This window comes from Vibrio palustris (genome assembly GCF_024346995.1).
In the GTDB taxonomy this organism is placed as follows: domain Bacteria; phylum Pseudomonadota; class Gammaproteobacteria; order Enterobacterales; family Vibrionaceae; genus Vibrio; species Vibrio palustris.
Genome location: NZ_AP024887.1, coordinates 1,270,777 through 1,282,000 on the forward strand (window position 1 = coordinate 1,270,777; position 11,224 = coordinate 1,282,000).

The window sequence follows — 11,224 nt, forward strand, 5'->3', positions numbered from 1 at the left end:
GGTAAAACAATGGATTACATAGCGTATTTAGATATCCAAGAGTATCATAAAATAATAAAAATTGAGGATGGTTAATCATTATCAATGAGTGTGAATGTGGGCTCGCAAAACCGCACTCGTTCAACCATCCTTACTGGACGCATACGATAATAATGAGGCATGCAATGACGGTAATAAGCAAGCAAGATGTCATCAGCAGTGTAGCTGATGCCCTTCAATACATTTCCTACTACCATCCTGTGGACTTCGTAAAAGCATTGGAAAGTGCGCACGAACGTGAGGAAAACCCAGCGGCGAAAGACGCCATCGCACAAATTTTGATTAACTCACGTATGTCGGCTGAAGGGCATCGCCCTGTGTGCCAAGACACTGGTATCGTGACGTGTTTTGTCGATATTGGCATGCAAGTGCAGTGGGATGACACCGACATGACAGTACAAGAAATGGTGGATGAAGGAGTTCGTCAAGCTTATTGCAATCCACATAACCCATTGCGAAAGTCCATTTTAAAAGATCCCGCAGGCGCGCGAATTAATACGCAAGATAATGCGCCTGCCGTCGTGCACATTAATATGGTCAAAGGGGATAAAGTGGATGTGCGTATCGCGGCGAAAGGCGGCGGCAGTGAAAACAAAAGTAAGATGGTGATGCTCAACCCATCGGATGATATTGCCGCGTGGGTAGAAAAAACGCTCCCAACGATGGGTGCCGGTTGGTGCCCTCCAGGAATGCTGGGTATCGGTATTGGTGGTACAGCGGAAAAAGCGGCGGTGCTGGCCAAAGAATCATTAATGGAACATATTGATATTCAAGATTTAATTGAACGTGGTCCACAAAATGCTGAAGAAGAACTGCGCTTAGATATTTTTAACCGGGTAAATGATCTGGGAATTGGTGCTCAGGGGTTAGGTGGATTAACGACCGTCGTTGATGTGAAAATTAAAAGCGCACCGACCCACGCAGCGTCAAAACCAGTCTGTATGATCCCTAACTGTGCGGCCACTCGTCATATTCATTTTACGTTAGATGGCACAGGTCCTGCGCAATTAGAACCCCCAAAATTGGAAGATTGGCCAAAAATCGCACGTGAAATAAATAGTAATACACGCCGTGTGAACTTGGACACCATTACCAAAGAAGAAGTACAAACCTGGCGTAGCGGAGAAACCGTTTTATTATCCGGTAAAATACTGACTGGACGCGATGCGGCGCATAAACGCATTCAAGCGATGCGTGATAAAGGTGAGCCGTTACCCGAGGGCGTCGATCTTAAAAATAAATTCATCTACTACGTTGGTCCTGTCGATGCAGTTGGTGATGAGGTGGTCGGCCCAGCAGGTCCGACAACGGCAACGCGGATGGATAAGTTTACCGACATGATGCTTGAGGATATTGGTGTAATGGGCATGATCGGCAAATCGGAACGTGGTGATGAAACGGTTGCGTCGATTAAAGCCAATAAAGCCGTGTATCTCATGGCAGTCGGCGGTGCGGCGTATCTCGTTGCCAAGGCTATTAAAAAAGCGCGCGTGGTGGCGTTTGAAGATCTTGGAATGGAAGCCATCTATGAATTTGAAGTGGAAGATATGCCTGTTACGGTTGCGGTAGATTCGACAGGGGCGAATGTTCATCGTTCAGGCCCTGATACGTGGCGGGTTAAAATCCAAGAAGCCAAGCAAAAAGCGTAAGCATTAGATAGAAAAGAATATAAGCGCGGCTGAAGTCGCGCTTTTTTGTTTGTATAGTATTGATTTAACGCTTATCTTTGAGAGATGAATGGCTTTGTTTTTATATTTTTACTAATAGGAGCGGTGTTATGTCGCGTTTCATTCGGGTTCTACAATGGGCGGTATTGATTATTTTTGGCGCTCTCTTAGCGTATGATTTTTTATTTGTTGGGCTTAATATTTTCCAAAATAAATATGTGATTGTCAGTACTTTACTTGTTTTAATGTTGGAATTGGCGTTGTGGGTCATTTATAAGCTAACGGAAGACGATTAACACAGGCATTCATGTTAAATGCTCGTCAAATTCCGCTAACGTAGCGGTGTTTCCATTGTTTAATGGCACAATCACCACCATTACTTATTTATATTGTATTGATAAGGTTAGCGACCTTTCCTCGGCCCTCAGGAGTCAAAAAGATGTCACTTCGCAAAGAAATGGCCCAATTTGTTCATAGAAGTACCGATTCCCATGTTCGTTTGGCGGTAACAGGATTATCACGAGCAGGTAAAACCGCGTTTATTACTTCGTTAGTCAATCAATTAATCCACAGTGGTTCACACGATAATCTACCGCTATTTTCCGCCGCACGCGATCACCGGTTAATTGGAGCACGACGTGTGCCGCAAACGAATTTAATGGTGCCGCGTTTTGCTTATGATGAGGCGGAATCGGCTCTATATTCCCAGCCGCCAATGTGGCCTGAGCCAACCAAAGATGTCAGTGAAATCCGTTTAGCCATTCGTTATCGCCCTAAGAAACGCACCAAGCGCCTATTGAACTCGCAAGCGACGTTATATCTCGATATCATTGATTATCCGGGGGAGTGGTTATTGGATTTGCCGTTACTTGAACTGGATTATTTGACGTGGAGTCAGCAACAAATGCAGGCTCTGCATGGTCAGCGTAAAGAGTTAGCGGGGCCCTGGTTAGCAAAATTAGCGAATTTGGATTTACACGCCCAAGCAGATGAGCAAGTCATGGCGGATATCGCTGAGGTGTACACGGATTATTTACATGCATGTAAAGACGCGGGCTTACATTGGGTGCAACCGGGACGTTTTGTGCTTCCGGGTGAATTGGCCGGAGCCCCTGTCTTGCAATTTTTCCCCGTCAATCAAGACGTGTCTTCGCAAGAAGCGCCAGCAGGGAGCTATTTAGCATTGCTCCAAGCACGTTACCATGAATATCAAAACAAAGTGGTTAAACGTTTTTATAAGCAATATTTTTCTACGTTTGATCGTCAGGTTGTATTGGTGGATTGCTTATCTCCCTTAAATGCGGGATTTGAATCGTTTATGGATATGCGCAGTGCTTTAGAGCAGTTAATGCACAGTTTTCGCTATGGCCGTGCTGGTTTATTAAACCGTTTATTTGCTCCCAAAATTGATAAAGTGGTATTTGCTGCGACAAAAACGGATCATATTACTCCCGATCAGCATGTTAATTTAGTCAGCTTACTCCAGCAAATGGTGCACCCAGCGTGGCAACATGCCGCGTTTGAAAATATCGATATGAACTGCATCAGTATGGCGTCAGTCCGTGCAACGCAAGCGGGTTATATTCCGTTTAAAGATTCTCAGCATGCTGCGATTCAAGGTTCTCTGCTGTCTGGTGGTGAGCAAACCTTGTATCCAGGCGATGTACCAGCAAAACTGCCTGATCCAGATTACTTTACCAAGCACCGCTTCGATTTCAGTGAATTTAGACCATTAAAAGCAGAACGAGATGCGCCGCTCGCGCACATCCGTTTAGATAAAGCCCTTGATATTCTATTGGGAGATAAATTGCGATGAGTGATTACAAACAAAAAACACTCTTTGATAGTGACTTATATCCAAAAGAAGATATTGAACTCAATAGTAAACAAGCATTTACACAAGCAGAAATGTTTATTCCGGCAGAGAATACTGACGATGACACCGAGATTGAGTCGACGTTAGATACCGTCGTTCGACCACGTACGGGGCGACTATGGAAAATGAGCACAGTTTTGCTCGTATTTGGCGCTTTAGTGACGTGGCAAACGGCCGATTCTGTCTGGACAGCAATTAAGACTGGGGATTGGCTGAGTGTTGGCTGGAGTGGCTTCATTGCCGGACTCGCGGCGGTCGGGGTTGGAGCAATATGTAAAGAGCTGTGGCATTTACGTAAACTCAAGCGGCATTTTTCTGTACAAGAGCATGCTGAAGAATTAATTCAAAACAATCGTGTAGGTCAAGGTGAAGCGTTTTGTGGTCAATTGGCGGAATATGGTGGAATTACGGCGGGTAACCTTGGTTATCAGCGCTGGAAAAATAGCATTAATACCAGCCATAGTGATGCAGAAATCATTGATTTATATGATGCCTTAGTGATCGCACAGCAAGACAAGCAGGCGCTGGATATTGTGACGCGTTACGCCACCGAAGCAGCGGCGCTGGTGGCTGTGAGCCCACTTGCGATGGCTGATATGCTCTTAGTGGGGTGGCGTAGCTTTAAAATGATTGAAAAACTTGCGGATCTGTATGGCATCGAGCTTGGTTATTGGTCACGTTTAAAGCTATTTAAAGCGGTGTTAGTAAACATGGCCACCGCGGGGGCGAGTGAAATGGTTGTGGATGCGAGCGTTGATCTACTTTCGATGGATTTAGCTGGAAAAGTGTCGACCAGAGCAGGACAAGGCATTGGTGTGGGTATTTTGACTGCTCGTTTAGGCATCAAAGCCATGGCCTTACTCCGCCCGTTACCTTGGGTTGAACAACGCCGAGTCAAACTATCACAAGTGCGCAAGCATATTTTGGCTAAAGTGGCGGCAGTAGCGGTTAAATAACCAAGATAAGCCGAACATTCAATACGATAAGAACAGAGATGACTTGACGCACTGAGTTGCTTGATAGACACTACTGTCAACTTTTCGTGACACTTGATAGGAAAGAGCATCGTGCGTCTTGAAGTCTTATGTGAAGACAGACTCGGTCTAACCCGTGAACTGCTGGATATTCTCGCCTCGAGAAATATTGATCTGCGTGGTATTGAAATTGATATCAGCGGTATTATTTATTTAAATTGCCCGGATAGTGATTTTGCCACATTCAGTGAATTGATGACGGAGATCCGTCGTATCACTGGCGTTAAAGATGTGCGTAAAATTCAATTCATGCCAATGGAACGTCACAATACTGAGCTCATTTCATTGCTCGATAATCTGCCTGATTGTGTGTTGTCGATTAACCTGAAAGGTGAAGTCGATATGGCCAACTTAAGTGCTATTTCTATCTTGAATAAACCGGCAAATGAAGTGATCAATCAGCCGATTGCTCAGCTAGTTCCAACGTTTAACTTTCCGCGCTGGATTGAAGGCAGTAAGTCGCGCTTGCGCGATCACCTTGTATTAGAGGGCCTTGATTACCAACTGGAAGTCATGCCTGTTTATATTACGGGTGAATCGAAAGAATCAACACTGGCTGGCGCCATGATGATGTTACGCCCGCTTAAAGAGTCGTCGCCATTTGATGATACACAGCCTTTAGAATCGTTATTAGGTTTTGAGCATTTTGTGGGGGTATCCCATCGTCATAAAACACTGCTAAATCAAGCCAAGAAATTGGCGGGATTAGATCAACCGTTATTGATTGAAGGTGAGACGGGGACGGGCAAAGAGATGCTTGCTCGAGCCTGTCATCAGCGTTCGCAGCGTAGTGAACAGCCATTTTTGGTGGTTAACTGCGCGTCTATGCCCGACGATGTGGCAGAAACTGAGTTGTTTGGCCGCATCCCAGGCAAGACTGAGCCCGGCAATAAAGGTATTTTCGAGCTGGCGAATGGTGGTACTGTCTTCCTTGATGAAATCGGTGAAATGAGCCCACACCTGCAGATTAAATTGTTACGCTTTTTGCAAGACGGTACGTTCCGTCGGGTCGGCGAAGAACAAGAAATTCATTTAGATGTACGTGTTATTGCTTCAACAAGGCATCAACTTCTGGCGTTGTCTGACGCAGGCAGTTTTCGTGAAGATTTATATTATCGACTGAATGTTTTAACGTTACGAATTCCACCATTACGCGATAGACCTAGTGATATTGCGCCGTTACTTGAATTATTCATGAGTAAGCACTGCCTTAATCTTGGAATCATAAGACCAGAAATTGATGACACGTTATTGGATCACTTAACGCAATATCATTGGCCTGGTAATATGCGCCAGTTAGACAACATGGTATTACGAGCTTTAACGGAAGTCCAAGATGATCCCTTGTCCATAGAGCACTTTCATTTACCTCATAATGAAACGAGTGGTAGTATGAGCGGGCCATTAGTTTTAGATGGCTCATTAGATGATATAATGAAAATCTATGAGCATCAGGTGCTGGATCGCCTTTATCAGTCATTTCCTTCCAGTCGTAAGTTGGCTAAACGCCTTGATGTATCACATACGTCTATTGCGAATAAGTTACGTGAATATGGCATTAAAAAGCGCTAAGTTATAAAGGTATTCCCTTGTATTACGTTAATAAAATAGCGGATGATTTTGTATTACGCACCGCCACAGTGGATGATGCGGTATTAATTAGCCAATACTTTTCTGATAACCGAGAGTACCTAAAACCTTGGGAGCCAGAAAGAAGCGAGGCTTTTTACGCCCCGTTTTCGTGGCGTGAGCGATTGGTCAAGCTACATGAACTGCATCGTTTAGGTATGGCGTATTACTTATTAATCATTGATAAAGTCACGGGTCATATGCTGGGGACAATTTCTTTTAGTAATTTGGCGAAATTCCCTTTGTATTCTTGCTCGGTGGGATATTCGTTAGCTCAACAAGCTCAAGGGCAAGGCATCATGAGTCGCGCGCTGACGATGGCATGTGATTATATGTTTGATGAATGTAACGTGCATCGCATTAATGCCGCTTATATGCCACATAATCAGCGCAGCGCCGCCGTATTAAAGCGAATTGGATTTGCTGAAGAGGGCTTTGCGCCTCAGTATTTATTAATCGATGGTCAATGGCGAGACCATTGTTTAGTCGCCTTACTCAACCCGCATTGGCACGCTGAGTAAGACTGAATATATCCCCATTTTTATGAGTCGTTATTGTTACTGTGCAGCAGTACACATCAATCTATAAAGGACGCTTCATGTCATTTTTACCTTTGGACGAATACCAAAGAAAGTGGATTTTTACTCATCAATCCATGCCAGTTCCAGAAGAGGATTTGGCGTACATTAAACCAATGACCGCGCAGCGAGCTGCGCAGTTTTGGAAAGATAATATTAGTGCGCAGAGTCCAGACTCAGAGCGCCTTAGCTCGCAAGATTGGCCAAGCCGTAAAGGCACATGGGCCAAGACCATTAACTGGATGCCAGAGTGGGAGAGCGATGAAGAAGCACTACCAGCAGAAATATTAGAGCATCTGGATTGGCAGGACGATGTCACCGTGTATTTTTGTTATGAAAAATACAACATTATCGAAACTAAGTGGTCGATTTTTAAGCGCCACTGGAAGAACTTTCTGTTCTATGATGATGGTCCAATCTTGCTTGGACGCCGACGTAAGCAAGCGTTGTGGTTTCATACTAATGGCACGGTAAGTTTAGGTCAGCACAGTCAGTAATCTGTACTGAACAGAAACAAAAATGCCAACGCAGTGGCGTTGGCATTTTTTGTTACTAAACTTAGTGAATGCTTCATTAAGCTTTATTGTAAACATCGTGATCGAGTTCTTTTTCGCTTTTCGCGATCAATACTGCAACCATCATATCACCACACACATTAATTGTGGTACGCGCCATATCTAAAATACGATCAATACCAGCGACAATAGCAAGCCCTTCGATAGGTAAACCAACCGTACTCAATACCAATGACAGCATGATAAGACCCGCACCAGGAACGCCGGCCGTGCCAATGGATGCTAGGGTAGCGGTTAAAATAATCGTTGCATAATCTGCCATACTTAAATCGATACCAAAAGCTTGAGCGATAAAGAGGGCACATACACCTTGATAGAGGGCCGTGCCATCCATATTAATTGTGGCACCCAGTGGCAATACAAAACCAGAGACACCTTCAGACACGCCCATTTCTTCTCGGCTTGCTTTTATCGTGGCAGGTAACGTCCCTGAACTACTTGATGTGGTAAACGATACCGCGGCAGGATTTCTGATCGCTTTTAGGTAACGCATTGGATTTAAGCGCCCAACAAACGTGAGCATCCCTGAGTAGAATATTAAGACATGAAGTAATGCACCAATGTACACAGCACCGATGACTTTAATTAATGGCCACAATACATCCATACCGTACTTGCCTGATACCCATGCCATCAAACCAAAGATACCGTAAGGAGCAAGCTTCATCACAATTTCTGTGAGCTTGTACATGGCTTCTGCCAAACTATTGAATAATTTAACCGCAGGCGCTGATTTTTCTTCTCCAATTAACACTAAAGAAATACCGAGACCTAATGCAAAAACAATAATTTGTAATATGTTGCCCGCCGCGAGGGCATTAATAGGGTTTTTAGGTACCATATTTAATAAGGTATGAATTAACGTTGGGGCATCTTTCGCTGCTTGTGCTGATTTCGCCGGATCGACAGCCATATTTAACCCCGCACCCGGCTGAATGATAGCCGACAAGCCAAGACCAATCGCAATCGCGATGGCCGTCGTTACCATATATAAGACAATGGCTTTACCTCCAATACGGCCCATTTTTCGCGTATCTTTCATAGATGTAATACCCACGATAAGCGAACAGAAAACGAGCGGCACAATCAGCATCTTGATGGCATTAATAAACAGAGAGCCAATTGGTTTAAAAATAGCGGCATCAGGTCCCATAAGCGCCCCTACGATGATCCCTAAGACCATACCGATGCCAATTTTTTTCCAAAGAACCATTCGTGACCATAGGCCTAATGGAGTGTGTAAATTCATAGTCAACATTCCAGTTTGATTAAAACAGTAACTTACACTAAAAAATTTTGGTTTTGCAGATTAAAATTCAAAATATTGATGAATGGATCACTATGTGTCGCTTTAACATACAAGCTCTTGGCGTCGATGGATTGATATGATGCCATCGCGGTAGGTTCAGTGCGTGGCCAGTCACAGTGTGAGCAACACGTAATGCTAATCTGAATTTATGAGTTAGTCGCGGATTAACGACCTTAACCCTCTAATATTGTGAAAATTTTCTTAGTAACCTAACGATTTAGCGCAAGAAAACGTAAGCGTAACGATAAATGATGTCGCGACGCTATGCAAAATAGCCAAGACTCCCCATAAAATTGTATACAAAACACGCTATTGTCATGATTTTGTCAATAAATTGTTTAAAGTGTAAACTTTAGCCCGTATAATTTATCGTCCAATATGATGGTTGAGTTCGTTAGCCTATGAAAACACAGGTATTAAGCCATCATTCCACCGCATGCGATGGATACTTATAAACTATGGACGCGATATAATGACCGAGATCATCGTTAGACCGGCATGCAGTGAAGATTTAGAGCATCTCAATGAATTAATGTTTTGTTTGCACAATGAGCATCATGTTCAATGCCCAGACTATTTTAAATCTGCAGAAGATATTGAGGCAGATAAAAGTATTGCGCAATATTTAGATCATCCTGAATGCTTGGTGTTCGTTGCAACAATAGATTCGGACATTGTCGGGTTTGTTTCTGGGCATTTTTGTGAGTTAGTATCACCAGTGAGTCAACCTCTTATGATGGGGAGTATCGATGAGCTGTATGTCAAACCAGCGCGTCGCCATCAAAGTATCGCTGGAGATTTAATGGACCGTGTAGAGTCAGTATTTAAGCAATACGGCATAAAAGAAATATTCGTGGAAGTGTGGGACTTTAATGTTGGTGCACGGACATTTTACCAGAATAGCGGTTTTACTCAGCATATTCATTGGCTCCGAAAGTCGATTAAATGAATCGATTGTGATTAGGACGAAACAGGTGTATCAGCATTTATTAATTATTGTTGCAACATTGGTGGTCATGTTGACTTCCGGTGGTGTGTTTGGACAAGAAGCCAAGCAACATAATATAGAGAAGCGCGGCGCGATTTGTTTGACAAGAGTCAATAATCAGCTCTTGATGATTCGCGAAGACATCACTGGCAAGTTATCTGTGCCGGGCGGCAACATCAACCTAGGAGAGACACCTGAGCAAGCTGCTCAGCGAGAAGCCTGGGAAGAAACAGGATTAGTTGTTGAAGTGAACAAAGAGTTAGGCCGCACACAGACAGCCTATGTTTTTGATTGTGTTAGCCAATCTGATGTCATTGCCTTTAAACCTGATAATGCGTTTGGTGGAAACACACTACCGGTCTGGGTGGCTCCAGATTTCGGTATCGAAACCATTAATGGTATGTTGATAGAGCCTAGCCGCGTCGCTGCGACCGATTACCGCTTTCCAGCACAATGGCATACATTGAAAGCGATGTTCAAGCAGGCGACTGATCAACCGGTTCGTAAAGTCGATGATTTGATTGCTGTTGCCCCTTTTTTCCAACAATACGAATTACATTTCTTAGTTAAATTTCAAAATGCGTTACTAAAGATGCCTGAATGGGCCAGCAAAACGGTGCTTGGCATTGTTGCAATCGGTAACGTTTTCGCCAATCCCATGATGGCTTGGATAGTGTTCCCTTTTCTCATGTACTTTGTGGGTACTCGTATTACGCTGAAATTATTTGTATCGATGGCGTTCGTCAGTTTAATGTGTCATCTGCTGCAGCGTGGGCTGGCATTACCGCGACCATATGTGTATTTACCGACCATACAGCCGTTATCTGAATCCGGATATAGTATGCCATGCGTGGTGACGGCCATATTAACCTGCAGTGCGTTTGTATTATGGCAAGAGCGAGAAAACATCACCTGGCCTTATTGGACCCCCACTTTAACGGTAATCATTGTTTGGCAGACGCTAGGGCAGTTTTTAGCCGGTGATATGTTTATTACCGACTGCATTGTTGGCGCCGTGCTTGGCGCAATCGTTTCTTGGAATGTTTATCAGCTTGAAAGCCGCACCAGTGTTGATTTTACGAGGCTACTTTGCTCGTACAAGATCTGGCTTGGGTTACTCCTGTTAACGGGCATGCTGACTTATTTATGGGCGACGCCAGGATTTCGCCATTGGTTATCGATATTAACCGCCGTTATTCTCGCGTTAGCTTTTGTGCGTCAGTTTGAGACTAAACCGACGTTACTGCGAGTTGTCGTTTGTGTGGGTGTGTTAGTTTGCCAAGATAGGGTATTTAAGTTGGCATTAGAGCATTTTTCCTACAGTACCGATTGGTGCTTATCTTTGTCATTTATGCATTATGGTGTCATGACATTTACTTTATTTGCGCTCATGTTTAATGGGCTTAGTTTACACCGCGTTCATTCGCAATTGATGTCGTTGATTCACTATAAAAACTTATCTTCGTAAACTCGAAATTTATCCGCACACGCGCAATCTAGCGAATATATGATTAAGTATAAACGGCAGC

The 11,224-nt window shown here is 43.9% G+C and carries 10 protein-coding genes; 9 read left to right on the forward strand and 1 reads right to left on the reverse strand.

Annotated elements, in window-relative coordinates; genetic code table 11:
• Positions 1 to 164: 164 nt before the first annotated feature.
• From OCU30_RS06075 to OCU30_RS06105, 7 genes are all read left to right on the forward strand, one after another.
• Positions 165 to 1,688, forward strand: a complete 1,524-nt coding sequence (locus OCU30_RS06075; protein WP_077313071.1) for a fumarate hydratase — start codon at positions 165 to 167, stop codon at positions 1,686 to 1,688.
• A 128-nt stretch (positions 1,689 to 1,816) separates the two neighbouring features.
• On the forward strand, positions 1,817 to 2,002 hold the full coding sequence (locus tag OCU30_RS06080; RefSeq protein ID WP_077313069.1) for a hypothetical protein: 186 nt from the start codon (positions 1,817 to 1,819) through the stop codon (positions 2,000 to 2,002).
• Positions 2,003 to 2,145: 143 nt separating this feature from the next.
• Positions 2,146 to 3,522: a YcjX family GTP-binding protein gene (locus tag OCU30_RS06085; RefSeq protein WP_077313068.1), complete on the forward strand. Its 1,377-nt coding sequence runs from the start codon at positions 2,146 to 2,148 to the stop codon at positions 3,520 to 3,522.
• A complete protein-coding gene (locus OCU30_RS06090) occupies positions 3,519 to 4,538 on the forward strand; it encodes a YcjF family protein (RefSeq protein ID WP_077313067.1) in 1,020 nt (339 codons plus the stop codon). The genes OCU30_RS06085 and OCU30_RS06090 overlap by 4 nt, the downstream gene beginning before the upstream one ends.
• 111 nt (positions 4,539 to 4,649) lie before the next feature.
• A complete protein-coding gene (tyrR, locus tag OCU30_RS06095) occupies positions 4,650 to 6,188 on the forward strand; it encodes a transcriptional regulator TyrR (RefSeq protein ID WP_077313066.1) in 1,539 nt (512 codons plus the stop codon).
• 17 nt (positions 6,189 to 6,205) lie between these two features.
• Complete coding sequence (rimJ, locus tag OCU30_RS06100; RefSeq protein ID WP_235861825.1) at positions 6,206 to 6,766, forward strand: ribosomal protein S5-alanine N-acetyltransferase; 561 nt, start codon at positions 6,206 to 6,208, stop codon at positions 6,764 to 6,766.
• A 77-nt stretch (positions 6,767 to 6,843) separates the two neighbouring features.
• On the forward strand, positions 6,844 to 7,320 hold the full coding sequence (locus OCU30_RS06105; RefSeq protein WP_077313064.1) for a DUF2947 domain-containing protein: 477 nt from the start codon (positions 6,844 to 6,846) through the stop codon (positions 7,318 to 7,320).
• 76 nt (positions 7,321 to 7,396) lie between these two features.
• Here the strand turns inward: OCU30_RS06105 and OCU30_RS06110 are convergent, their stop codons facing one another.
• Complete coding sequence (locus OCU30_RS06110; protein ID WP_235861824.1) at positions 7,397 to 8,647, reverse strand: dicarboxylate/amino acid:cation symporter; 1,251 nt, start codon at positions 8,645 to 8,647, stop codon at positions 7,397 to 7,399.
• A 532-nt stretch (positions 8,648 to 9,179) separates the two neighbouring features.
• Here OCU30_RS06110 and OCU30_RS06115 point away from each other — a divergent pair.
• Both OCU30_RS06115 and OCU30_RS06120 read left to right on the forward strand, forming a co-directional pair.
• Positions 9,180 to 9,656 (forward strand): GNAT family N-acetyltransferase, encoded by a 477-nt coding sequence (locus OCU30_RS06115; RefSeq protein ID WP_077313062.1) that lies wholly within the window; start codon positions 9,180 to 9,182, stop codon positions 9,654 to 9,656.
• Between the two features lie 7 nt (positions 9,657 to 9,663).
• The gene (locus OCU30_RS06120) at positions 9,664 to 11,163 is read left to right on the forward strand and encodes a bifunctional NUDIX hydrolase/phosphatase PAP2 family protein (RefSeq protein ID WP_159439103.1); all 1,500 of its coding nucleotides are present in this window, start codon (positions 9,664 to 9,666) and stop codon (positions 11,161 to 11,163) included.
• Positions 11,164 to 11,224 lie beyond the last annotated feature (61 nt).

Excerpts from the sequence above, each read along its gene's own strand:
- OCU30_RS06075 (WP_077313071.1), top strand. The coding sequence starts at position 165 with ATGACGGTAATAAGCAAGCAAGATGTCATCAGCAGTGTAGCTGATGCC.
- OCU30_RS06110 (WP_235861824.1), bottom strand. The coding sequence starts at position 8,647 with ATGAATTTACACACTCCATTAGGCCTATGGTCACGAATGGTTCTTTGG.
- OCU30_RS06085 (WP_077313068.1), top strand. The coding sequence starts at position 2,146 with ATGTCACTTCGCAAAGAAATGGCCCAATTTGTTCATAGAAGTACCGAT.
- OCU30_RS06080 (WP_077313069.1), top strand. The coding sequence starts at position 1,817 with ATGTCGCGTTTCATTCGGGTTCTACAATGGGCGGTATTGATTATTTTT.
- OCU30_RS06115 (WP_077313062.1), top strand. The coding sequence starts at position 9,180 with ATGACCGAGATCATCGTTAGACCGGCATGCAGTGAAGATTTAGAGCAT.
- OCU30_RS06105 (WP_077313064.1), top strand. The coding sequence starts at position 6,844 with ATGTCATTTTTACCTTTGGACGAATACCAAAGAAAGTGGATTTTTACT.
- OCU30_RS06090 (WP_077313067.1), top strand. The coding sequence starts at position 3,519 with ATGAGTGATTACAAACAAAAAACACTCTTTGATAGTGACTTATATCCA.